Below are 22,419 nucleotides of genomic sequence, written 5' to 3' on the forward strand. Positions count from 1 at the left end.
TTCAATACCAGTGGTTCGCGTCGGAATGCGCAAGGGCCGAAGCCGGATCGCCGTAACGGCCCTGGATGTAGTCGAGGCCCCAGGTGATCTGCGTGGCGGGGTTGGTGAGCCAATCGGCTCCCGCGGCCGCCATCTTCGAGCCAGGAAGAGCCTGCGGGATGCCGTAGGCGCAGCTCGACTTGTTGAGAGCGTTCACCCGCCAGCCCGACTCGCGGCTCCAGAGCGCGAGGAGGGCGTCGAACTGCGCTCCCGTCCAGCCACGGGCCGCTGCGAGTTCGGCGGCGACGGCTTGCGCTCCGGCGGGGTCGGCGACCGCCGCGTTCGGGTCGGGACAACCGGAGTCGTCCGACGACGAGGACGACCCCGACGAGCCCCTCGGCACAGACACCTCGACGATGACGGGCTTCGGCGCCTCGGTGACGGAGTAGCCGTCGCGGAACACCGAGGCCGCGACCGAGCCGCTCACGTCGAGGTTCTGCACCTCGACGTCGCCCTGGGCGAAGGTGCCGTCGAACGATGCGACGGCGGGCTGCACCTGGAGGTTCGGCGCCACGACCGTGACGAAGGCGCACGCCGTGACTGCCGCGAGACCGATGACCTGGAGGACGGCCCTCCCGCGCTTCGGGGTGCGCCCGACGGCACCTCGAGCCCGTGGTGCGGGCTGCGGGCGCGCTTCGGTCAGGGAGTGCTTAGCCACGATTCGAACGATTTTAGCCCACTCAGGCCGATGGCGCCTCCGTCGATCCGGATCCGGTCGATGCGGCCGTTCCGGTCAGCGCGGCGAGGGTCGCGCGCCGGGCCGCCTGCTCCACGGGGTCGGGAACGGGCAACGAGGCCAGGAGCCTTCGCGTATACGGGTCGCGCGGGTCGTCGAGCACCTCGGCACCCGTTCCCTCCTCGACCAGCCGCCCGTGGTAGAGCACGGCGATGCGGTCGGCGAGCAGGTCGACGACAGCGAGGTCGTGGCTGATGAACAGCGCCGCGAAGCCGAGCTCGCGCTGCAGCTCGGCGAACAGCTCGAGCACCCGCGCCTGCACCGAGACGTCGAGGGCCGAGGTGGGCTCGTCGGCGATGAGCAGAGTCGGGTCGAGCGCGAGCCCGCGGGCGAGGCTGGCGCGTTGCCGCTGGCCGCCCGACAGCTCGTGCGGGAAGCGGTCGCCGTAGCTGCGCGGCAGCTGCACCGCCTCGAGCAGCTCGTCGACCCGCGGGCGCGCCGCCGCCGGGTTCTTCGCCCGGCCGTGGATGACGAGGGGCTCGGCGACGGCGTCGGCGATGGTGAGCAGCGGGTTGAAGCTCGCGGCGGGGTCTTGGAAGACGAAGCCGATGTCGGCGCGCAGCGGCTTGAAGCGGCGCTCCGAGAAGCCGACCATCTCGTGGCCGAGCACCGTGAGCGAACCACCGGTGGCTCGCGTGAGGCCGCCGATGGCGCGCCCGATGGTGGTCTTCCCCGAGCCGCTCTCGCCCACGAGACCGAGCACCTCCCCCGGCGCGATGCGGAACGACACGTCGTCCACGGCGCGGAACGGCTTGCGCCCGAGACGCCCCGGGTACTCGATGACGAGGTGCGCCGCCTCGACGACCGGCGCGGCGCCCGTGCCGGGCTCGGCGGCGGTGCGCGCGGCACCCACCCTGGCACGCTCCTCGGTGCCGGCTCTGCCCTGGCCTATGCGCGGCACCGCGGCGAGCAGCCGCTTCGTGTACTCGTTCTGCGGCGACGCGAAGAGGGTGCGCACATCCGCTTCTTCGACGACCTTGCCCTGGTACATGACCGCCACCCGGTCGGCGAGGTCGGCGACCACGCCCATGTTGTGGGTGATGAGCACGATCGCCGTGCCGAACTCGTCGCGGAGCCGCCGCAGCAGGTCGAGGATCTCGGCCTGCACCGTCACGTCGAGGGCGGTGGTGGGTTCGTCGGCGACGATGAGCCCGGGGTTCAGCACCAGAGCGGCAGCGATGACGATGCGCTGCTTCTGACCGCCCGAGAACTGGTGCGGGTAGTGGTCGACCCGGGTCTCGGGCTGGGGGATGCCGACCTTGCGGAGTATCTCGACGGCCTCGCGCTTGGCCTCGGCCCGGGAGAGCCTGCGGTGGGCCCGCAGCCCCTCGGCGATCTGCCAGCCCACGGTGTAGACCGGGTTGAGTGCCGACGAAGGCTCCTGGAACACCATCGAGACGTCGGTGCCGCGGAGGGCGCGCAGACGCTTGCCGTCGAGGGCGACCACGTCGTTGACCGCCGTGCCCTCCCGGTTCGACAGCAGTACGGCGCCGCCGGTCGTGGCCGTCTCGGGCAGGAGGCCGAGGATGGACTTCGCGGTGACGGTCTTGCCGCTGCCGCTCTCGCCGACGATGGCGAGCACCTCGCCGCGGTCGACCCTCAGGCTCACCCCGTCGACGGCCTTGACGGCCCCGGCGTCGGTGGCGAAGGAGATGGTGAGGTCGTCGATCGCGACCACCTCGCTGGGGGCGGTGCCTGCGCTGGGGGCCGTGCTTGCGCGGGGGGCTGTGGCGCGCATCCGGTCGCTCATGAGTTCTCCTCCCGGATCTCGACGTCGGAGGGCAGCGAGCTGTCGACCGAGGTCATCGACACCGTTCCCGCTGCCGCCTTCACCCGCTTGCGGCCGCGGAGTCGCGGATCGGCGAGGTCGTTGAGGCTCTCGCCCACGAGGGTGATGCCGAGCACCGAGAGCACGATGGCGAGACCCGGGTAGAGCGCTGTCCACCAGATGCCGCTCGTGACGTCGGAGAGCGCCTTGTTGAGGTCGTAGCCCCACTCCGCCGCCGCCGTCGGCTCGATGCCGAAGCCGAGGAAGCCGAGGCCGGCCAGAGTGAGCAGCGCCTCCGACGAGTTGAGGGTGAAGATGATCGGCAGCGTGCGGGTGGCGTTGCGCAGCACGTGGCGGAACATGATGCGCGGTGCCGAGGCCCCGAGCATCTTGGCCGACTCGACGTAGGGCTCCGCCTTGATGCGGATGGTCTCGGCCCTGATCACCCGGTAGTACTGCGGGATGAACACCACGGTGATCGAGAGTGCCGCGGCGAGGATGCCGCCCCAGAGGCTCGACTGCCCACCCGAGATGACGATGGAGAGCACGATCGCGAGCAGCAGCGACGGGAAGGCGTAGATGGCGTCGCCGATGACGACGAGCACCCGGTCGAGCCAGCCTCCGATGTAGCCCGAGACGAGGCCGAGCAGGATGCCGACGAAGATCGAGCAGAGCACGGCGATGATGATGACGAGCAGCGCCGTCTGCGCACCCCAGATGACCCGGGAGAACACGTCGTAGCCACCCACGGTGGTGCCCATGATGTGGGCTGCGCTCGGCGGCTGCTGCGCGCCGAAGGAGCCCTGGGCGTCGCGCAGCTGGGCGAAGCCGTAGGGGGCGATGAGCGGGGCGAAGATCGCGACCAGCACGAAGATCGCGGTGATGACGAGGCCGGCGATGAGCATGCCGCGCTGCAGGCCCACGCTCTGACGCAGCTGCTTCACGACGGGGAGCCGGCCGAGGAAGCCGTTCTTGACCGGGGGCAGTGCGGCCACCGGTTCGCGGTCGAGGGAGGTGCTCATGGTCAGTACCTCACCCTCGGGTCGATGAGCGCGGCTATGACGTCGACGATGAAGTTGGTGACGGCGACGATCACCGCGAGCAGGGCGACGATGCCCTGCACGGCCACGAAGTCGCGGGCGGCGAGGTAGGCGGCGAGCTGGAAGCCGAGGCCCTTCCACTCGAAGGTGGTCTCGGTGAGCACCGCCCCACCGAGCAGCAACGCGATCTGCAGCCCGATGACGGTGATGATCGGGATGAGGGCCGGCTTGTAGGCGTGCTTGCGCACCAGCCGGAACTCCCCCACACCCCGCGAGCGCGCAGCGTCGACGTAATCGGTGCCGAGCGTGCCGATGACGTTCGTGCGCACCAGCCGGAGGAACACGCCCGCCGTGAGGAGACCGAGTGCGATGCCCGGGAGCACCGCGTGCGAGAGCACGTCGCCGATGGCCGCGGGGCTGCCGAGCGAGATCGCGTCGATCAGGTAGATGCCGGTCTTGTTGTCGAGGGTCTGCATCGACAGCTCGGTGCGGGTGGACGCGCGGCCGGCGACGGGGAACCACTGCAGCCAGACCGAGAAGACGAGCTTCAGCAGCATGCCGGCGAAGAACACCGGGGTGGCGTAGCAGAGGATGGCGAACACGCGCAGCACAGCATCCGGAACCCGGTCGCGGAAGGCCGCCGCGAGCATCCCGAGCGGGATGCCGACGATGAAGGCGACGATGAGGGCGTAGAACGCGAGCTCGAGGGTGGCGCCGCCGTAGGTGAGCAGCACCTCGGTGACCGGCCGGTTGTCGCTGATGGTGTTGCCGAAGTTGCCGGTGAACACCTGCCCGAGGTACTCGAAGTACTGCACCAGCACGGGCCGGTCGTAGCCGGCGGCGTGGATGCGCTCCTGCAGCTGCTCGGCGGTGAGCCTGCCGCCCTGCGCAGCGGTGATGGGGTCGCCCACCGTGCGCATGAGGAGGAACACCAGGGTGACCAGGATGAAGATGGTCGGGAAGATCAGGAGGAACCTGACCAGGAGGTAGCGGCCGAGGCCACCGCCCGCGCTCTTCGGTTTCGGAGCCACCACCGACGGTGCGTCGGTCGGGAGCAGACTTGTCGTCATCGTTGCCAATCAGTCGGATCGTGCAGACCGCACGAGGGGCGACCGGTTCGACCCGGCCGCCCCTCGTGCGGAGCTCGGTGCTAGCCCTTGGTGAGCGGTGCGTAACGGAACTTGAACGAGGCGTCGAGCGTGACGCCGTCGACACCGGTTCCGGCGACGGCGACCTGAGCGCCCTGGAGGTAGGGCACCGTCGACAGGTCGAGTGCCTCCTTCGCCTGGATCTCCTCGATGATCGACTGGCGCTCGGCCGGGTCGGTGGTGGTGGCCTGCTTGAGGATCAGGTCGTTCACCTCGGGGTTCGAGTAGTGGTTGGCGAGGAAGTTCTCGGTGAGGAAGAACGGCGTCAGGTAGTTGTCGGCGTCGGAGTAGTCGGGGAACCAGCCCAGCTGGTACGCCGGGTACAGGTCGGCCGTGCGGTCTTTCGCGTACTGGACCCATTCGGTCGACTGCAGGTTCACCGTGAACAGGCCAGACGACTCGAGCTGGTCTTTGATGAGCGCGTACTCGTCGCCCGAGGAGGGGCCGTAGTGGTCGGGGCTGTACTGGAGGTTCAGCTCGATCGGGCTGGTGATGCCCGCCGCGGTGAGCGTCTCCTTGGCCTTGTCGACCGAGGGGCCGCCGTTGCCGTCGCCGTAGGTCTCCTTGAGCACCTCGGTGGCGCCGGTGAGGCCGGCCGGCACGAAGGAGTACAGCGGGGTGTAGGTGCCCTTGTAGACCTGGTCGGCGATCTCGTCGCGGTCGATCAGGTCGGCGACGGCCTGGCGCACCGCGAGCGACTTGGCGGCGTCTGCCTCGGGGGTGGTGGCGCCGAAGGGCTGCGTGTCGAAGTTAAACACGATGTAGCGGATCTCGCCGCCGGGCCCGTCGTAGACCTTCACCTTGTCGTTGGAGGAGAGGTCTTCGACGTCGGTCGCGGACAGGCTCCGGAACGCCACGTCGATGTTGCCCTCCTGCACGTCGAGCTTGAGATTCGACGAGTCGGCGTAGTACTTCGCGTTGATGGGCGACTCCGCCGCCGGGAGCACACCCTTGTAGCCGTCGAAGGGCTCGTAGGAGATGAGGTTGTTGAAGTCGTAGCTCGAGATCGTGTACTGACCCGCGAACGCCTCGCCGTCGACGATCTCCTCGTCGGGGGTGACCGCGTCGGCGGCGAAGACCTCCTCGTCGACGATCGGACCTGCCGGGCTCGACAGGATCTGCGGGAAGACCTGGTCGTTCTCGCTCTTGAGGTTGAACACGACGGTGAGATCGTCGGGAGTGTCGACCGAGTCGAGGTTGTACAGCAGCGACGACGGCCCGTTCGGGTCGGCGATGGCGAGCTGACGGTCGAAGCTGAACTTCACGTCGGAGGAGGTGAGCTCGTGCCCGTTGGCGAAGGTGAGGCCCTCCTTGAGCTTCACGGTGTACTCCGTGGGCGCGGTGAACTCGGCGCTCTCGGCGATGTCGGGCTCGACGTCGGGGCTGCCGTAGGGGGTGTTCATGATGAACGGGAACACCTGGTTCATGACGGCGAAGGAGCCGTTGTCGTAGGAGCCTGCCGGGTCGAGCGTGGTGACCTTGTCGGTGGTGCCGACGATGAGCGCTTCGCCACCGGAGGGTGCGTCGTTCGAGGATCCGGCCGAGCAACCGGCGAGGACGAGGGCGAAAGCCGCCCCGCTCGCGGTGATGACCAGGGCGCGCCGAGCGCGAGTGAATGCGGATGACATATCCGTCATGACCTCTTCCTGTTGTGTGTTGCTGTGAGAAGTCATAGCTAACACAAAGAGTCATCGTCACCCAACCGGGGGGCATGGTCAAGAGGGTTTCTTTACCCGATCGAAATGTTCACGCGGATAATCGCCGCCCGACGACGGTTTCGCGCGCGTCTGCCGACGGGGCACGGAGCCTGCAATGACGGGTCGCGGAGCGCGTCAGCGCACGGCGAGCATGACGTCGACCACGGCGTCGAGTACCGCATCGACCTGCGCCTCGCTGTAGCCGCCGCGGCGGGAGCGGAAGGCGACGGTGCGCACATCCGTGACGCTCACATCCGCCCCCGATCGGAAGTACTCCACCAGGTGGTCGGCGAACTCGTCGACGTCTTTCGGGTGGTAGCCGATGCTCAGCGGGCCCGCCTTCGTGAAGCGCTTGCCCTCGGGTCGTTCCAGGCGGGCGAGGATCTCGGCGGCGCGCTGACGCGCCTGCTGGTACCAGCGCTCGTCTCCGGCCTCGCGGTAGGCGGCGTCGCGCTCGCGGAGCGCGAAGGCGTCTTCGAGGCGCTCGAGTGCCGCGTCGACGGCGGGCGGGTAGTAGCCGCCCTTCTGCATGGTGAAGGCGGTGCTGCGCACCATCTCGCTGGTGAGCACCGGGGTGCCCTCGGGGCCGGCGGCGCGCTCGTCGTACGCCAGTCGCGCCTTCGCGAGGAAGTCGTCGACCTCCTCGGTGTCGTAGCCGAGGCTCGAGCTGCGGGTGCGGGGAAACGGTACGCTCACGGGTCTATTGTGCCGAAGATCAGCCTGAGAAGATCACCCAGAGCATGTACGCCGCCGCGGCCGAGGGCAGCATGGAGTCGAGCCGGTCGAGGAAACCGCCGTGGCCCGGGAGCCAGGAGCTCATGTCTTTGATGCCGATGTCGCGCTTCAGCAGCGACTCCGCTAGGTCGCCCGCCGTCGCCGTCGCGGCGATCACGGCGCCGAACACGAGACCCACCCACCAGGGCTGCCCGAGCACGAAGAGCGCCAGCAGCACGCCGCCGATGAGAGCCGCGGCCACAGCTCCGGCGAGGCCCTCCCAGGTCTTCTTCGGGCTGATGGTGGGGGCCATCGGATGCTTGCCGAAGTTGAGCCCCGTCGCATACGCCCCGACATCGACGAGCACCGTCACGACGATGAAGGAGAGCACCCACCACTGGCCGCCCTCCTTCGACACCAGGAGCACCGCGATGCTGCCGAGGAACGACACGTACACCTGGACGAACACGCCCGCACCGAGGTCGCGCAGCGCGGCGAGCGCCCCGCGGTGCTCACGGGCGACGGCGATCTCGACGAGGCGCCAGAGCGCGACGGCGACGACACCGCCGATGAACACCAGCCACTGTCCCTCGGCCTGCCAGTAGTAGGCGGCGGGTACCATCGCCGCGCCCACCACGGCCGCGGGCACGCGGGGCACCGTGATGCCGGCATGCCGGAGGGCCGTCGCCAGTTCGAGCGTGCCGAACACCACGAGGGTCACGGCGAACACCATGAACAGCTCTTTGATGACGACGAGGCTGAGCACCACGACGCCGGCGAGCACCACGCCGATGAGGATCGCCGAGATGAGGTTGCGGCCCGAGCGCGCCGTGATCTTCTCGTTCGCCTCTTCGAACTGCTCGCGGCGCGCCCTCACCTGAGCCTGGATGTCGGCTCGGGAGAGCGGGCGCGCGCGCTTCACCGACGACGGCCTCGGCGTCGGTGGGACTCCCTGGTCGTGGCTCATGCGGCGTCGACGGTCGAGGTCAGACCTCGAGGAGCTCGGCTTCCTTGCGTTTCAGGGCGTCGTCGATGGCGTCGACGTGGCTCTTCGTGACCTGCTCGAGTTCTTTCTCGCCCCGGGCCACCTCGTCGTCGCCGACCTCGCTCTTCAGCGCGTCGAGGTCGTCCTTGGCCTTACGGCGGATGTTGCGCACCGACACCTTGCCGTCTTCGGCCTTGGTTCGAACGATCTTCACGTACTCCTTGCGGCGCTCTTCGGTGAGCTCGGGAAGGGTGACGCGGATGATCGTGCCGTCGTTCGTGGGGTTGGCCCCCAGGTTCGGCATGTCGCGGATGGCCTGCTCGATGTCGCGGAGTGCGGCCTTGTCGTAGGGGGTGACGATGAGCGAGCGCGCCTCGGGGTTCTGCAGCGAGGCGAGCTGGGCCAACGGGGTGGGCGTGCCGTAGTACGACACCAGGATCTTCTGGAACAGGGCCGGGTTCGCCCGGCCGGTGCGCACGTTCGAGAAGTCGTCTTTGGTGACCTCGACGGCCTTGTTCATGCGTTCGGTGGCATCTGCCAGTACATCCGCGATCACGGGGAGCTCCTTCGGTGGATCAGTGCTGTCAAGTGTAGTCAGTGGGCCTGAGGGCTCACCGGCTCAATGGCTCGTGGCGACCAGGGTGCCGATGCGTTCGCCTCGGATCGCCTTGGCCACGTTGCCCGCGGGCTCCATGCCGAAGACGTGCATGGGCATCCCGTTGTCCATGCAGAGGCTGAATGCCGTCGAGTCGACGACCTTGAGCCCCTGGAGGAGCGCGTCGTTGTAGGTGAGGGTGTCGAGCTTGATCGCCTCGGGGTTCACCCGGGGGTCATCGGAGTAGACCCCGTCGACGCCGTTCTTGGCCACCAGCACCTCGTCGGCATGGATCTCGAGGGCACGCTGCGCCGACACGGTGTCGGTGGAGAAGTAGGGCAGGCCGGCGCCCGCGCCGAAGATGACGACGCGCCCCTTCTCGAGGTGCCTGATGGCCCGGAGCGGGATGTACGGCTCGGCGACCTGGGTCATCGAGATCGCCGACTGCACGCGGGTGTCGGCACCCGCCTGCTCGAGGAAGTCCTGCAGGGCCAGGGCGTTCATGACGGTGCCGAGCATCCCCATGTAGTCGGCGCGCCCGCGGTCCATCCCGCGCTGCGAGAGCTCGGCGCCGCGGAAGAAGTTGCCGCCGCCCACGACGATCGCGACCTCGACCTCTTTCGCCGCCTCGGCGATCTCCTTGGCGAGACCGGAGACGACGTCGGGGTTCACGCCCAACGCTCCACCCCCGAAGGCCTCACCGGAGAGTTTGAGGAGTACCCTGCGCTTGCCGTCCGGCTCTGACATCCGTCGTGCGTCCCTTCGTCGTGTCCGTGTTCAGGCTACAGAGAAAACGGGCCCGGGTCGTTCGACCCGAGCCCGCTTCCTGGGGTGGTGTTACGCGCCGACCTTGAATCGGGCGAAGCCGGTGACCTGGATGCCCGCATCGGCGAGCACCTTCGAGACCGAGAGCTTGTTGTCCTTCGCGTAGTCCTGCTCGAGCAGGGCGACCTGCTTGAAGTAGGCGGTGACGCGACCCTCGACGATCTTCGGCAGAGCCGCCTCGGGCTTGCCCTCGTTCTTCGAGATCTCGGTGACGATCGCACGCTCCTTCTCGACGGCCTCCGCGGGCACGTCGTCGCGGGAGAGGTACTGCGGGTCGGCGAACGAGATGTGCTGCGCGATGGAGCGGGCGGTGTCGGCGTCGGAGCCGGAGTAGGCCACGACGACACCGACCTGCGGGGGCAGGTCTTTGCTCGTCTTGTGCAGGTAGATCTCGAACGAGTCGCCGGTGAGGCGCGCGATGCGGCGCAGCTCGATCTTCTCGCCGAGGATCGCGGCCTCGTCGTTGATGAGGTCGGCGACGGTCTTGTCACCGGCGGAGGCGGCCAGGGCCTCCTCGACGGTGGTCGAACCGGCGGCGAAGACGGCCTCGAGAACGGCGTCGGCGAGGGCGATGAACTTGTCGCCCTTCGCCACGAAGTCGGTCTCGCAGGCGAGCTCGATGAGCGTCGCAGCGCCATCGCCCTGCTTCGCGGCGACGAGGCCCTCGCTGGTGGAGCGGTCGGCGCGCTTCGCGTTGCCCTTGGCGCCCTTCAGGCGCAGGATCTCGACGGCCTTCTCCATGTCGCCGTCGGCCTCGACCAGGGCGTTCTTGGTGTCGACCATGCCGGTGCCGAGCTGCTCGCGCAGCGCCTTCACGTCGGCCAGGCTGATGTTTGCCATGTTTCTGTGTACTCCTTGAAAAGGTTGTGGTCGGTGTCAGCGTGCCGTTCAGAGATGAACGGCGGGCGACTACTCGGCTGCGGGAGCCTTCTCGGCGTCGGTCGCCTCGGCTTCGATCTTCGCCTCGGCGTCGGCGTCGGAGACCACGTGGTGCTCCACGACGAGCGACTCGTCGGTGACGGCGGCGAGGTCGGCCTGCGCGGCGGCGTCGGCGTCGTTCTCCTCGGTGGGGGTCTCGGCGGCGATCACCTCGGCGACGGCCTCTGCGTTCTCGGTACCGGTGACGAGCCCGTCGACGGCCTCGATCTTCTCAGCCTCCGACTGCGGGTTCTCCGAGGCCTGGAGGAGCTCGCGCTCCCACTCGGCCAGGGGCTCGGCCTGCTCGCCCTCTTCGGGCTTCTGGTGGCGCTGGATGAGACCCTCCGCCGCGGCGTCGGCGACGATGCGGGTGAGCAGCGCGACCGAACGGATGGCGTCGTCGTTACCCGGGATGGGGTACTGCACCTCGTCGGGGTCGCAGTTGGTGTCGAGGATGCCGATGACGGGGATGCCGAGCTTCTTGGCCTCGTCGATCGCCAGGTGCTCCTTCTTGGTGTCGACCACCCAGAGTGCCGACGGGGTCTTCGACAGGTTGCGGATGCCGCCGAGCGACTTGTGCAGCTTGTCGAGCTCGCGCTTCTTGATGAGGAGTTCCTTCTTCGTGAAGCCGCTCTTCGCGGTGTCTTCGAAGTCGAGCTCCTCGAGTTCCTTCATGCGCGCGAGGCGCTTGGAGACGGTCTGGAAGTTGGTGAGGAGGCCACCGAGCCAGCGCTGGTTGACGTAGGGCTGGCCCACGCGGGTCGCCTGCTCGGCGATCGACTCCTGCGCCTGCTTCTTGGTGCCGACGAAGAGGATGGTGCCGCCGTGCGCGACGGTCTCCTTGACGAAGTCGTAGGCCTTGTCGATGTAGCCCAGCGACTGCTGCAGGTCGATGATGTAGATGCCCGAGCGCTCGGTGAAGATGAAGCGCTTCATCTTGGGGTTCCAGCGACGGGTCTGGTGTCCGAAGTGGACGCCGCTGTCGAGCAGCTGGCGGATGGTGACGACGGCCATGGCCGTACTCCTTCTGTTCTCGGTTGTCTTCCGCGACGGTGGCCGCGGATCCTGGTGCCCGGCGCGCATCCGGCCTCGTCTCGCCTCGCTCGCGAGGGTGACGGGGACCGATCGGATGCTGCTGCCTGGTGGGCACGCGAAGTCACCCCGGCTGGCGGGGTGCTCCGAGAACTATATCACCCGGGTGCTGCGCCTAGCTCGGGGCGTCGACCGACTGCCTGCTGTTCTTGCGCACGACCTTCAGACTGTCCATGCTCTCGAGCGAGCGGCCCTTCGTCTCGGGCACCGCGAAGAACACGAAGAAGAACGACACCAGCGCGAAGAAGGTGTACAGACCGTACGTGAAGGTGAGCGAGAAGCCGGAGAGAGCGGGGAACGTCTCCGTGATGGCGAAGTTCGTGAGCCACTGTGCGGCGGCGGCGACACCGAGCGCCTTGCCGCGGATGCGGTTCGGGAAGATCTCGCCGAGCAGCACCCAGACGATGGGACCCCAGGTGGCGCCGAAGAAGATGACGAACAGGTTCGCACCGACGAGGGCCAGCGGGCCCCAGGCTCCCGGCAGCTGGGGGGTGCCGCCGTCGGTCACCACGGCCTGCGAGAACGACAGCGCCATCAGGCCGAGCGACACCACCATGCCCGCCGAGCCGGTGAGCAGCAGCGGGCGGCGGCCGATCTTGTCGACGAAGAAGATGGCGATGAAGGTGACAGCCACGTTGATGACGCTCGTGACGACGGAGATGATGAAGCTCGTGCTCTGATTGGTGGTGTCGAAACCGACCGACGCCCAGAGGCTCTGCGAGTAGTAGAAGATGACGTTGATGCCCACCAGCTGCTGGAACATCGACAGCAGGATGCCCACCCAGACCACCGGCAGGAGGCCGAGCATCTTGCCGCGAAGACTCGCGGTGCGGGCGTTCTCGCGGTCCTCCTTGAGGCCCCGCTCGATGTCCTCGAGGGCGGAGTCGACCTCGCTCTGCGGCATCACGCTGGCGAGCACCTCGCGGGCGTCGTCGCGGCGGTCCTTCCCGGCGAGGAAGCGGGGCGATTCGGGCAGGCGCCAGGCGAGCAGGCCGTAGACGATCGCCGGCACGGCGCAGGCGATGAACATCCAGCGCCAGGCGTCGGCGCCGAACCAGAGCGGCTCGTTCGCGCCGCCCGCCGCACCCTGCAGGAGGGTGTCGGAGAGCAGGGCGGCGAAGATGCCGAGGGTGATGGCGAGCTGTTGCAGGCTGGCGAGCGCGCCGCGCACGGCCTTCGGCGCGATCTCGGCGATGTAGGCGGGAGCGATGACGCTCGCGATGCCGATGCCGAGACCGCCGATGACGCGCCAGGCGATGAGGTCCCAGACGGCGAAGGCGAGCCCCGAGCCGATCGAGGAGACGAGGAAGAGGGCTGCGCCGATGAGCATCACCGGGATGCGCCCGATGCGGTCGGCGATGCGGCCGGCGACGTAGGCGCCGATGGCGCAGCCGAGAAGAGCGGATGCGACGGTGAAGCCGCTGAGAAGAGGGAGGCTGCCGAGGTCGAAGTCCTCTTCGATCGCCTTGACCGCGCCGTTGATGACGGAGGAGTCGAAGCCGAAGAGGAAGCCGCCGAGCGCCGCGGCGATGGAGAGGGCGATGACCTTGCGTCGCAGCTTCTTCGAGGCGGCATGGTCGTCGGCGGTGCGTGGGGCCGAGCCCGCTCCCGTCGTTCCGGCGGTGTTCCGGGCAGGGTCATTCGACGCCATGGCGCACTCCTTCGTACCAGGTCGAGGAGCGCATCCGATGCGACTGCCACTCCCCCACAACTCCGATACTGGCACGGTTCCTCCACATCCGTGTCGTTGAGCCGTGTGCCGCGGGCGTTTCGTGACGAGAGTCGTCGCATGCGGATGGGCTTGGCGTGGTTTGCACGTGAAGGGCGGCGCGGTCTTCGGGCTGCGATTGCCGGGGTGGGCGTGGTGATCTCGCTCGCGACCCCGAGGGTCGACGGGCCTCTGTGGGCGTCGCCGGTGGAGCCGACGGTCGTCGTCGCCGAGTTCCGCGCGCCGGCCACCCCGTACTCGGCGGGGCATCGGGGTCTCGATCTCCTGGCGGTGCCGGGCGGCGTGGTCGTCGCACCCGAGTCGGGCGTGGTCGCCTATACCGGCGTGGTGGGCGACCGGCCGGTGATCGCCATCGAGCATCCGGGCGGGTACCGTTCGAGTCTCGAACCGGTCGCAGCATCGGCGGCGCTGGCGGTGGGCGACGCCGTGGCCCGTGGGCAGCCGATCGGCACCGTGGCGGCGGGCGGGCACTGCGCGGCGGGCTGCGTGCACCTCGGGGTGAGGCTCGACGGGGAGTACCTGAACCCGCGCCTGCTCTACGGAGGAGTGCCGCGGGCGGTGCTGCTGCCGCCGTGAGGCGGCGGTGCTGCGGTCAGGCGCGCGGGTGGGCCTGCAGGTAGGTGCTGCGCAGGCGTTCGACCGTCACGTGGGTGTAGATCTGGGTGGTGCCGAGACTGGCGTGACCCAGGATCTCCTGCACCGCACGCAGGTCGGCCCCGCCGTCGAGAAGGTGTGTCGCTGCCGTGTGGCGGAAGGCATGGGGGCCGGCCGGGCCGCTGCCCGGCACGTCGTGGAGCAGCTGGGCGACGAGTTCGTAGACGGCTCGGGTGCCGAGCCGTCCGCCGCGGGCACCCAGGAAGAGAGCGGTGGGCGGTGCGGGACGTTGGCTCGCCAAGGCCAGCCTCCCTCGGGCGAGGTAGTCAGTGAGGGCGAGGTGGGCAGGGCCTCCGAACGGCACGACCCGCTCCTTCTGGCCCTTGCCGAGCACCCGCACGGTGCGGCGGTCGAGGTCGACATCGGTGAGGTCGATACCGACGATCTCGGAGACCCGCAGCGCCGAGGCATAGAGCAGTTCGACGAGCGCGAGGTCGCGCAACGGCACGGCCTCACCGTCGGTGGCGCGTAAGCGCAGCCTCTCGAGCACGACGTCGACCGAGTCGTTCGAGAGCACCCTCGGGAGCGCCCGGTCGGGCTTCGGCGCCCGCAGACGCGCGGCCTGGTCGACCTCGATGTACCCCGACCGTCGCAGCCACGCCGAGAACCCCTTCGCGCTAGCCGCCCTCCGCGCCAGCGTCGACTTCGCGAGCGACTTCTGCGATGCGGCCCAGAGCCAGTCGCGGTAGAGCTCGAGATCGAGCCCGTGCACGCCGGTCACCCCACGCTTCTCGGCGAAGGCCCCGAGATCGACGAGATCGGAGGCGTACGAGCGCACCGTGTGCTCGGAGTACCCCCGCTCGAGCCGCAGATGCCGGTCGTACTCCGCCCGCGCCTCACCGATCTCCATGCCACCAGCATGCCTCCTCCACCCCCGCCGCCTCGATCGCCGCGCCCATCGGAGGCGGGGGCCTCGAGGTCAGTCGGCGCGGGGTTCGGAGATGGGCGGAACCTGACGGGAGAAGCGCTCGAGCTGCTCCGCCTCGGGAAGGGCGTAGAGGGTCTGCACGAAATCGCGGTCGAAGCCGCTCACCACGGGGAAGTCGCCGATGGGCACGATGGAGTGCACGACGCGGTCGCTGTAGACGTGCACGATGCTGAACGACTGCCCGCCGTCGCGGCCGACCAGGGCTCCGCCGCCGGCTGCGGCGACGTCCATGGTGTAGCAGGTGGCCGCCGCCACCGACACCGGCACGCCCGCGAAGGTGCTCGTCGTGGAGTAGTGGAGATGTCCGCCCAGGATGGCTCGCACGTCGCTGCCCTCGAGGACCGCGGCGAGCTCGTGCTGCCGCTGCAGTTCGAGCACAGGCATGAGCGGGATGCTCGTCGGCACCGGCGGATGATGCAAGGCCACGATCGTGCCCTCGGGCGCTGGCTGGGCGAGTTCTTCCTGCAACCTCCGGAGCTGGTTGTGCGACAGCTCACCGTGATGGAACCCGGGCACGCTCGTGTCGAGCGCGATGAGCCGCAGTCCGCCTAGCATGATCGTCGAGTCGATGGGCTCGGTCGAGGCATCCTCGTCGAGGAGCTCGGTGCGCAGCCATGCCCGGTCGTCGTGGTTGCCCATCACCCAGACGACCCGCGCTCCGAGCCGCTCGGCGGCGGGATCGACGATCGAGCGCACCCGACGATACGCGTCGCCTTCGCCGAGGTCGGCGATGTCGCCGGTGAACACGATCGCCTCGGGGCGGATGCCGCCCGCCTCCAGCTGCCGGAACGCCTGAGCCAGGGTCGCATCGGTGTCGACCTTGCCGTAGAGGAGCCGCTCGCCGGCGAGGAAGTGGGTGTCGCTGATGTGGACGATCGTGTGCAGGGGCTCCCCGTACTGGCTCATGCTCCCAGTGTCTCAAAACCCCGTGACCTCCATCCCTCACGTTCTCAGCCACCCGGACTCCGTCTCTCTGGCTGCGCCTTCGAGGAGCAGCACCCCGAGAGCGGCGGCGACGGAGCGCGGAGCGAGGCCGGTGAGGCGGGCGAGTTCGGTGACACCGCGCGGACTGCGTCTGCTCAGGGCATCGAGCAGCCGCGTGCCGTCGGGCCCGCGCGCGCCGCTGCCGCGGCGCACGTCATTCCGCTCGGCGTCTCCAGCCGCCCAGCCGCTCGCGGCATCCATCGTCGAAGGACCCACGAGCTCGGCCACCTCCTCGGCCGAGGTGACGCAGGTCGCGTCGTACTCGCGAAGCAGTCGATGGCAGCCCGCCGACGTCGCACTCGTGACCGGCCCGGGCACCGCGCCGATAGGTCGCCCGAGGGCCGCCGCGTGCCCGGCCGTGTTGAGCGAGCCAGAGCGGAAGCCCGCCTCGACCACGACGGTGGCCAGGGTCGCCGCCGCGATGAGACGGTTTCGCTGGAGGAAGCGCCATTTGGTGGGAGAGGAACCGCAGGGCAGCTCCGACACCAGGGCGCCCGTCTCGGCGATCCGCAGGAGCAGGTCATGATGCGCTGCGGGATACAGTCGATCGACCCCACCCGCGAGGAACGCGACGGTGCGCCCGCCCGCCGCGAGCACGGCGCGATGAACCATCCCGTCGATGCCGTAAGCGGCACCCGAGGTGACGGTGACGCCCCGGTCGACGAGGCCGGCGGCGATCTCGGCCGCCATGTGCTCGCCGTAAGAGGTGGCGTCGCGCGACCCGACGACCGCGATGGAACCGGCCCCGGGCGCGAGGTGCTCCGGGTCGCCGCGCACCCAGAGCGCCAAGGGCGCATGCACGCCGAGATCGAGAAGACCCGGGGGCCACCACGGGTCGCCCGGCATCACGAGCGTGGCCCCGAACCGCGCCGACGCACGGAGAGCCGAGACCACGGTCGAGGAGGAGAGCCGCGGCGCCCACCGCTCGATGCCCGAAGCGAGGTCGGCGGTGGTGAGCTCGTCGGTGAGACCGGCGGGAAGCTCCGCATGCCAGCGCTCCGCCGGCTCGCGCTCGATCAGCAGCGCCAGGGCGCGGCCGGCACCGAGCGCCTGCGTCACGGCTCCCGCCACGGCGTCACCCGGCTCCGCCAGCGTTCCCCAGGCGGCGACTCCGAAGCACCGCTCCACCTCCTCGTCCTCCACGGCAGGGCCGCTCGCACCTTCCCGATATGACCCCGCTCCGCCCGCGCCCTCCCCGCGCGAACCCCCACCGACCAGGCCATGACCGAGCGGTTCCGCAGCTCCCACACCCTCACCGAGCGGCCCCTCGCCTCCAGCGCCTCCACCTCGAGCACCCTCGCCGATCCCGCCCTCTCTCCGCGGTCTGCCACCGCGAACTCCCTCCACGAGCGACCTCACGAGCGACGCATCGAGCTGGTGCACCGGCGACGCATCCCCGGCGCTCATACGGCCACCGACTTGCGGAGGAACAGCGCCCACCCGATGTGGTGGCCTGTGGGCGACCCTCCGGCCGCGCCGCCGGCGTCGTCGTCGAGATCAGCGAGCGTCCACGCGACCCGCAGCACACGGTCGTAGCCGCGCATGGTGAGAGTTCCGCGTTCGAGCGCACGATCGATCGGCGCGGTGACGGACGCGGGAAGACGCTGAGCACCCGATCTGTACCAGGCACCGGGAACCTCGGCGTTCGTCTTCCACCCGCTCCCACGAAGCCTCTCCGCGCTCACCTCCCGAGCTCGCATCACGCGCTCCCGCGCGAGCGCGGTCGTGGTGTGCGGCACCGCCCCCGGACCGTCGTCGGCAGCCAGTCGCATCGCGGCGGAGGTGACCCGGTTCACCCTCAGTTGCAGGTCGACCCGGTCGAGCAGCGGACCCGACAGCCGGGCCAGGTAGCGGCGACGGGCGATCGGCGTGCAGGTGCACGCGATGTCGGTCGCCCCGAACTGCCCGCAGGGGCAGGGGTTCGCCGCGAGCACGAGCTGGAACCGCGCGGGGAACTCGGCGACCGCCTGCGCGCGATGGATGCTGATGCTGCCCGATTCGAGTGGCTGCCGGAGCGCGTCGAGTACCGACGCCGGGAACTCGGGGGCCTCGTCGAGGAAGAGCACGCCGTTGGCCGCCCGCGCGGCCGCGCCCGGACGGATGATCTTCGAACCGCCACCCACGAGAGCCGCCGCCGACGTCGTGTGGTGCGGACTCTCGAACGGCGGCCGGGTGATCAGCCCGCTCACGGGGCGCCCCGCGAGCGACGACACCGACGTGACCACGAGCGACTGCTCCGCATCGAGATCGGGAAGCAGCGCCGGGAGGCGCTGAGCGAGCATCGTCTTGCCCGCCCCGGGCGGGCCGAGCATCAACAGGTGGTGGCCGCCGGCGGCGGCCACGACCAGCGCCTCGACCGCGTCGGCGTTGCCGACGACGTCGGACAGGTCGCCCGCACGCGCCTCGTCGGCGCCTCTCGACGCGAGCACCAGCGGTTCGACGAGCCTCGGCTCGAGCTCGGCACCGTGCGCGATGAGCGCGTCGCGGAGCGACGTGACCGCCGTGACCCTCACGCCCGGCACGAGCGCCGCCTCGGCCTCGTTGCCCCGGGGCACCACGAAACGCGAGTAGCCGGCCGCGCGCGCCGCCACCATGGCGGGGAGCAGCCCGCTCATGGGCCGCACCCGCCCGTCGAGGCTCAGCTCACCGAGGTGCACGACGCCCTCGATCGCCGACGCATCGACCGCACCCTCGGCCGCGAGCACGGCCACCGCGATGGCGAGGTCGTAGGCGGAGCCCTGCTTCGGCAGCGACGCCGGCGACAGGTTCACCACGATCTTCTTCGTCGGGAGCGGGCACCCGTCATTGGCCGCAGCGGCCCTCACGCGGTCTTTCGAATCGGAGAGGGCGGCATCGGGCAGGCCGATGATCTGGAAGCCGGGTATCGCATCCGCGATGTGCGCCTCCACCTCGACGACGGCACCCGACATCCCGAGCAGCGCGACCGAGACCGTGCGCGCCACCATCAGCCGACCGCCTTGAGGTGGCGGACATGGGGCTCACCGAACTCGGGCCACACGATTCCCACCACGTCGACGCGCGCGTCTGCGGGCCGGTGCACCTCTCGCTCGGCGACCCACTGCCGCAGGAGCAGGTGGAGCCGCCGCAGCTTCGCCTCGGTGATGGCCTCGAAGGGATGCCCGTAGGCGGGCGACGACCTCGTCTTCACCTCCACCACGACGAGGCAGTCGGCGTCGTACGCGACGATGTCGATCTCACCGACGTGGCAGCGCCAGTTGCGCTCCACCACCCGGTAACCGCTCTGCTCGAGGTGTGCCGCCGCCAGGTTCTCGCCCCGCCGGCCCAGTTCGTCTTTCGCCTTCATCGTTGCCTCCGCGACCAGCCTGGGGAGGCAGGGCGGAGCGCAGGGCGCAGGAGACGGATCTGTGGACGGGCGTCAGAAAAGCACGGTTGTGGAGAACCCGTTACTCGTCGAGCGCGAGCTCCTTCGGCAGCTCGAAGTCCTTGCTCGAGAGCTCCTCGACGTTCACGTCTTTGAAGGTCAGCACCCGCACCGATTTCACGAAGCGGTCGGACCGGTACACGTCCCACACCCAGACGTCGTTCATGGTGAGCTCGAAGTAGAAGTCGTGCTCGGTGTCACGACGGCTGAGCTCGACCTCGTTCGCGAGGTAGAAACGGCGCTCGGTCTCGATCACGTACTTGAACTGGGAGACAACGTCGCGGTACTCGCGGTACAGGGCAAGCTCGACCTCGCGGTCGTAGTCCTCGAATTCGTCTTCGTCCATCGTGACTCCAGTCTAAGCCGCCGAGTCGGCGGTCTCCGCCGCAGCGTCGGCGCCGGGCCCACCGGCAGCGAGGTCTCCGACCCGGTCGAGGCCGTCCATCCCCTCGAGGTCGAACAACGAGACCGCGCTCGCCTCCGCCTCGGCGACGGCGAGCATCTTCGACAGCCAGGTGTGCCGGTGCAGCTCCGTCGGCCCGAGCGACAGGATCGCGTCGCGGTGCTCCTCGCTCGCATACCCTTTGTTGCGCACCCAGCCGTAGCCGTCGTAGCTGCCGTGGTGCTCGATCATGAGCCGGTCTCGGGCCACCTTCGAGATGACGGATGCTGCGGCGACCGACGCGCAGTCACGGTCGGCCTTGATCTTCGTGCGCACCGTCACCGGGTGGGGCACCGCAGCCGACAGCCAGTCCCACTGGCCGTCGAGCACGATCGTCGTGGCGCTCACGTCGATACCGGCCGTCGCGAGCTCGGCGAGGCCCCTGGCGCCCGCGAGACCGAGGCACGCGCTGATGCCGAGCCGGTCGATTTCCTCGGCAGAGGCGTAACCCACCGCATGAGCCACGCTCCAGCGCCGAGCTACGGGCGAGAGCTCCTCACGGCGCGCCTCCGACAGCATCTTCGAGTCGCGCAAGCCCTTCGGCACCCGCGTGCCGTTCGTCACCCGCACCACGGCGAGGCCGACCGCGACCGGTCCGGCGAGCGCACCGCGCCCCACCTCGTCGCAGCCGATCACGAACCCGGTGCGCTCCGGCAGCAGCGAGCGTTCGAAGCGGAGCGTCGGGTCGGCGACGGGTGCCATCAGCGCGCCCCCGGGAGCGCCGGGGCCGCGATGGCGCCGACCACGGCATCCGGAGCCGGCCCGGCGGCAGCAGGGGCGGAGGCGGGCGTGGGAGCGGGCGACCCCTCGGTTCCACCCGACGGGACACCCGCCGGAGCCACGGTGGGGATTCCGTCGAAGACGGTGGCGTAATTGTCGAGCCACGTCCAGTGGTCCATCGGCCAGGTGACGAGGATGGCTCGGCCCACGACGTTTCGGACGGGCACGAATCCATTGCCGGGCTTGTCCTGATTGAAACGCGAGTCGGCCGAGTTGTAGCGGTTGTCGCCCATCACCCAGAGGGAGTCGGCGGGAACGGTCACCTCGAACGGCTCCTGCGAGACCGCAGAGACGCCGTCGGGCAGCTTGAGGTACGCCGACTCGTCGAGTGGCACGTCGTTCACCGTCATCTGCCCGAGCGCGTTGCAGCAGGCGACGGTGTCGCCCGGCAGGCCGATGACCCGCTTGATGAGGTGGTCGTTCGCGTCGTCGGCGGCGAGGCCGACGCCCTCGAGCACCCAGTCGACGGCGGCGGCGATGGGATTCTTCTGAGGTTCCGCAGTCGGCGGAAGCCACCCGCCCGGGTCTTTGAACACGACGACGTCACCACGGCTGATCGGGATGAGCGAGGGCTCGAGCTGGTTGACCAGGATGCGGTCGTTGATCTGCAGCGTGTTCTCCATCGACCCGGAGGGGATGTAGAACGAGCGCACCAGGAAGGTCTTGATGAGCACCGAGGCGAGCAGCGCGATCACGAAGATGACGAGCAGGTCGCGCGCGAACAGCCAGGCGCTCCGGGAGCGCTTGGACTGCCGGGGCCTCCGCTCGGGGGCGGTGTCGTCGCTCGTGTCGTACGAGGGCACTGATGTATCTGTCATTTAACCGCCTGAGCTCCCGACCAACTGTAACGGTCGGGAGCTCAGGATAGCTGGGTGGAGCGACTACGCGTCGCGCTTCTCCTTGATCTTGGCCTTCTTGCCACGGAGGTTGCGGAGGTAGTACAGCTTCGCGCGACGCACGTCACCGCGGGTGACGAGCTCGATGTGGTCGATGACCGGCGAGTGCACCGGGAAGGTGCGCTCCACGCCCACCTGGAAGCTGACCTTGCGCACGGTAAAGGTCTCGCGCACGCCTTCGCCCGAGCGGCCGATGACGACGCCCTGGAAGACCTGGATACGCGAGCGCGTGCCTTCGATGATGTTCACGTGCACCTTGACGGTGTCGCCGGCACGGAAGTTCGGGATGTCGCTCTTGAGCGATGCTGCATCGACGGAGTCGAGGATGTGCATGGTGTTGTTCGCAATCTGTACCCGCCACAGGTCGACTACGGCTTATTGTCGGTCGAGGTCGTGCCCGAGAAATGCTGGCTCCCCTGTGGCAGAGCCTGGCCGCGGCACAATCGTCAATTGTGCCATACGCATCGCGGGCGGCGCAAAAGCCGGCACGAGCATCCGTCGCCCTGGTCGACGACGAGCGGATGCGCGGGGCTCAGATGCGCGGTGAGGCCGGCCCGTCGCTGGTCTCGATGACGATGTAGTCGCCGTCGTTGCGCGGACGACGCGGGGTGTTCGTGATGCGCGCCGCCTGTGCTTCGTAGTTCGAGAGCGCCTCGCGCACGCGGCGCCTGGTCTCCATGACGAGCTGGATGATTCCCGACCAGAACAGGGCGATCACGGCGACGATGGCGAGGGTGCCGAGAAGGCCCGTCGCCTCGGTGAAGAAGCCGACGGCGATGACGAGACCGTGCAGCACGGTGAGCAGCCCCACGTCGAGCCACGACACGGCGCGCTCGGCCCGCACGTCTTTGCGCGCGAAGATGAGGGCGGCGGTGGCGAGCATGGCGACGGTGAGCATCATGACGCCGACGATGAGGCCGATGATCTGCCAGCCGGTGGCGGCAAAGATGCCCCAGCCCACCAGGATCCACGCGGGGAGGATCACCGCAGCGGGGAACTGCCAGTAGAAGAAGGCCCGACGGATGATCACGAGGTCAAGAGTATGC

At 69.2% G+C, this 22,419-nt stretch carries 23 protein-coding genes; 1 reads left to right on the forward strand and 22 read right to left on the reverse strand.

All coding sequences use genetic code 11. The annotated features are described in order from the left end of the window. Nucleotide 1 precedes the first annotated feature (1 nt). The 12 genes from ABFY20_RS13650 to ABFY20_RS13705 all read right to left on the reverse strand — a co-directional run bounded on the left by ABFY20_RS13650 (nt 2) and on the right by ABFY20_RS13705 (nt 13,208). The gene (locus ABFY20_RS13650; RefSeq protein ID WP_368496777.1) at nt 2-697 is read right to left on the reverse strand and encodes a lytic transglycosylase domain-containing protein; all 696 of its coding nucleotides are present in this window, start codon (nt 695-697) and stop codon (nt 2-4) included. A gap of 22 nt (nt 698-719) precedes the next feature. Continuing rightward, a complete protein-coding gene (locus ABFY20_RS13655; RefSeq protein ID WP_368499794.1) occupies nt 720-2,513 on the reverse strand; it encodes a dipeptide ABC transporter ATP-binding protein in 1,794 nt (597 codons plus the stop codon). A gap of 8 nt (nt 2,514-2,521) precedes the next feature. Continuing rightward, nucleotides 2,522-3,565, reverse strand: coding sequence for an ABC transporter permease (locus ABFY20_RS13660; RefSeq protein WP_368496778.1), 1,044 nt, complete (start codon nt 3,563-3,565; stop codon nt 2,522-2,524). A gap of 2 nt (nt 3,566-3,567) precedes the next feature. Continuing rightward, a complete protein-coding gene (locus ABFY20_RS13665; RefSeq protein ID WP_368496779.1) occupies nt 3,568-4,653 on the reverse strand; it encodes an ABC transporter permease in 1,086 nt (361 codons plus the stop codon). Nucleotides 4,654-4,733: 80 nt separating this feature from the next. Continuing rightward, nucleotides 4,734-6,359, reverse strand: a complete 1,626-nt coding sequence (locus ABFY20_RS13670; RefSeq protein ID WP_368499795.1) for an ABC transporter substrate-binding protein — start codon at nt 6,357-6,359, stop codon at nt 4,734-4,736. Between the two features lie 204 nt (nt 6,360-6,563). Beyond that, on the reverse strand, nt 6,564-7,124 hold the full coding sequence (locus ABFY20_RS13675) for a DivIVA domain-containing protein (RefSeq protein WP_368496780.1): 561 nt from the start codon (nt 7,122-7,124) through the stop codon (nt 6,564-6,566). A 19-nt stretch (nt 7,125-7,143) separates the two neighbouring features. Next, complete coding sequence (locus tag ABFY20_RS13680; protein ID WP_368496781.1) at nt 7,144-8,109, reverse strand: phosphatidate cytidylyltransferase; 966 nt, start codon at nt 8,107-8,109, stop codon at nt 7,144-7,146. Between the two features lie 19 nt (nt 8,110-8,128). Then, a complete protein-coding gene (frr, locus tag ABFY20_RS13685) occupies nt 8,129-8,683 on the reverse strand; it encodes a ribosome recycling factor (RefSeq protein WP_171704088.1) in 555 nt (184 codons plus the stop codon). Between the two features lie 63 nt (nt 8,684-8,746). Beyond that, the gene (pyrH, locus tag ABFY20_RS13690) at nt 8,747-9,469 is read right to left on the reverse strand and encodes a UMP kinase (protein ID WP_368496782.1); all 723 of its coding nucleotides are present in this window, start codon (nt 9,467-9,469) and stop codon (nt 8,747-8,749) included. Nucleotides 9,470-9,559: 90 nt separating this feature from the next. Then, the gene (tsf, locus tag ABFY20_RS13695) at nt 9,560-10,387 is read right to left on the reverse strand and encodes a translation elongation factor Ts (protein ID WP_368496783.1); all 828 of its coding nucleotides are present in this window, start codon (nt 10,385-10,387) and stop codon (nt 9,560-9,562) included. Between the two features lie 69 nt (nt 10,388-10,456). Next, complete coding sequence (gene rpsB / locus ABFY20_RS13700; protein WP_368496784.1) at nt 10,457-11,479, reverse strand: 30S ribosomal protein S2; 1,023 nt, start codon at nt 11,477-11,479, stop codon at nt 10,457-10,459. Between the two features lie 193 nt (nt 11,480-11,672). After that, a complete protein-coding gene (locus ABFY20_RS13705) occupies nt 11,673-13,208 on the reverse strand; it encodes a sugar porter family MFS transporter (protein WP_368496785.1) in 1,536 nt (511 codons plus the stop codon). A gap of 210 nt (nt 13,209-13,418) precedes the next feature. Between ABFY20_RS13705 and ABFY20_RS13710 the strand changes: the two genes are divergently transcribed. Continuing rightward, nucleotides 13,419-13,862 (forward strand): peptidoglycan DD-metalloendopeptidase family protein, encoded by a 444-nt coding sequence (locus ABFY20_RS13710; protein ID WP_368496786.1) that lies wholly within the window; start codon nt 13,419-13,421, stop codon nt 13,860-13,862. Nucleotides 13,863-13,878: 16 nt separating this feature from the next. On the opposite strand, the gene ABFY20_RS13715 is transcribed toward ABFY20_RS13710, so the two are convergent. From ABFY20_RS13715 to ABFY20_RS13760, 10 genes are all read right to left on the reverse strand, one after another. Beyond that, a complete protein-coding gene (locus ABFY20_RS13715; protein WP_368496787.1) occupies nt 13,879-14,790 on the reverse strand; it encodes a tyrosine recombinase XerC in 912 nt (303 codons plus the stop codon). A 69-nt stretch (nt 14,791-14,859) separates the two neighbouring features. Then, the gene (locus tag ABFY20_RS13720; protein WP_368496788.1) at nt 14,860-15,774 is read right to left on the reverse strand and encodes a phosphodiesterase; all 915 of its coding nucleotides are present in this window, start codon (nt 15,772-15,774) and stop codon (nt 14,860-14,862) included. Nucleotides 15,775-15,810: 36 nt separating this feature from the next. Next, nucleotides 15,811-16,995, reverse strand: coding sequence for a DNA-processing protein DprA (dprA, locus tag ABFY20_RS13725; protein ID WP_368496789.1), 1,185 nt, complete (start codon nt 16,993-16,995; stop codon nt 15,811-15,813). Nucleotides 16,996-17,255: 260 nt separating this feature from the next. Next, a complete protein-coding gene (locus ABFY20_RS13730; RefSeq protein WP_368499796.1) occupies nt 17,256-18,821 on the reverse strand; it encodes a YifB family Mg chelatase-like AAA ATPase in 1,566 nt (521 codons plus the stop codon). Further along, a complete protein-coding gene (locus tag ABFY20_RS13735) occupies nt 18,818-19,177 on the reverse strand; it encodes a YraN family protein (RefSeq protein ID WP_368496790.1) in 360 nt (119 codons plus the stop codon). The genes ABFY20_RS13730 and ABFY20_RS13735 overlap by 4 nt, the downstream gene beginning before the upstream one ends. Before the next feature lie 100 nt (nt 19,178-19,277). Further along, entirely contained in the window at nt 19,278-19,601 is a 324-nt protein-coding gene (locus ABFY20_RS13740; RefSeq protein WP_171704079.1) for a DUF2469 domain-containing protein, read from the reverse strand. A 12-nt stretch (nt 19,602-19,613) separates the two neighbouring features. Then, nucleotides 19,614-20,399 carry a ribonuclease HII gene (locus ABFY20_RS13745; protein ID WP_368496791.1) on the reverse strand — a complete coding sequence of 262 codons (786 nt, stop codon included), beginning with the start codon at nt 20,397-20,399 and terminating at the stop codon, nt 19,614-19,616. Then, nucleotides 20,399-21,295: a signal peptidase I gene (lepB, locus tag ABFY20_RS13750; RefSeq protein ID WP_368496792.1), complete on the reverse strand. Its 897-nt coding sequence runs from the start codon at nt 21,293-21,295 to the stop codon at nt 20,399-20,401. Before lepB ends, ABFY20_RS13745 begins: the two co-directional genes overlap by 1 nt. Nucleotides 21,296-21,358: 63 nt before the next feature. Continuing rightward, complete coding sequence (rplS, locus tag ABFY20_RS13755; RefSeq protein ID WP_171704076.1) at nt 21,359-21,706, reverse strand: 50S ribosomal protein L19; 348 nt, start codon at nt 21,704-21,706, stop codon at nt 21,359-21,361. A 199-nt stretch (nt 21,707-21,905) separates the two neighbouring features. Continuing rightward, nucleotides 21,906-22,403 carry a hypothetical protein gene (locus ABFY20_RS13760; protein WP_368496793.1) on the reverse strand — a complete coding sequence of 166 codons (498 nt, stop codon included), beginning with the start codon at nt 22,401-22,403 and terminating at the stop codon, nt 21,906-21,908. Nucleotides 22,404-22,419: the final 16 nt, after the last annotated feature.

The sequence above is a fragment of the Herbiconiux sp. A18JL235 genome, from assembly GCF_040939305.1.
GTDB lineage: Bacteria > Actinomycetota > Actinomycetes > Actinomycetales > Microbacteriaceae > Herbiconiux.

Coding starts and splice junctions, on each gene's coding strand:
- ABFY20_RS13660 (WP_368496778.1), bottom strand. CDS start 3,565: ATGAGCACCTCCCTCGACCGCGAACCGGTGGCCGCACTGCCCCCGGTC.
- rplS (WP_171704076.1), bottom strand. CDS start 21,706: ATGCACATCCTCGACTCCGTCGATGCAGCATCGCTCAAGAGCGACATC.
- pyrH (WP_368496782.1), bottom strand. CDS start 9,469: ATGTCAGAGCCGGACGGCAAGCGCAGGGTACTCCTCAAACTCTCCGGT.
- tsf (WP_368496783.1), bottom strand. CDS start 10,387: ATGGCAAACATCAGCCTGGCCGACGTGAAGGCGCTGCGCGAGCAGCTC.
- ABFY20_RS13680 (WP_368496781.1), bottom strand. CDS start 8,109: ATGAGCCACGACCAGGGAGTCCCACCGACGCCGAGGCCGTCGTCGGTG.
- ABFY20_RS13720 (WP_368496788.1), bottom strand. CDS start 15,774: ATGAGCCAGTACGGGGAGCCCCTGCACACGATCGTCCACATCAGCGAC.
- ABFY20_RS13665 (WP_368496779.1), bottom strand. CDS start 4,653: ATGACGACAAGTCTGCTCCCGACCGACGCACCGTCGGTGGTGGCTCCG.
- ABFY20_RS13735 (WP_368496790.1), bottom strand. CDS start 19,177: ATGAAGGCGAAAGACGAACTGGGCCGGCGGGGCGAGAACCTGGCGGCG.
- rpsB (WP_368496784.1), bottom strand. CDS start 11,479: ATGGCCGTCGTCACCATCCGCCAGCTGCTCGACAGCGGCGTCCACTTC.
- ABFY20_RS13655 (WP_368499794.1), bottom strand. CDS start 2,513: ATGCGCGCCACAGCCCCCCGCGCAAGCACGGCCCCCAGCGCAGGCACC.
- ABFY20_RS13745 (WP_368496791.1), bottom strand. CDS start 20,399: ATGGCACCCGTCGCCGACCCGACGCTCCGCTTCGAACGCTCGCTGCTG.
- ABFY20_RS13740 (WP_171704079.1), bottom strand. CDS start 19,601: ATGGACGAAGACGAATTCGAGGACTACGACCGCGAGGTCGAGCTTGCC.
- ABFY20_RS13715 (WP_368496787.1), bottom strand. CDS start 14,790: ATGGAGATCGGTGAGGCGCGGGCGGAGTACGACCGGCATCTGCGGCTC.
- ABFY20_RS13705 (WP_368496785.1), bottom strand. CDS start 13,208: ATGGCGTCGAATGACCCTGCCCGGAACACCGCCGGAACGACGGGAGCG.
- ABFY20_RS13670 (WP_368499795.1), bottom strand. CDS start 6,359: ATGTCATCCGCATTCACTCGCGCTCGGCGCGCCCTGGTCATCACCGCG.
- lepB (WP_368496792.1), bottom strand. CDS start 21,295: ATGACAGATACATCAGTGCCCTCGTACGACACGAGCGACGACACCGCC.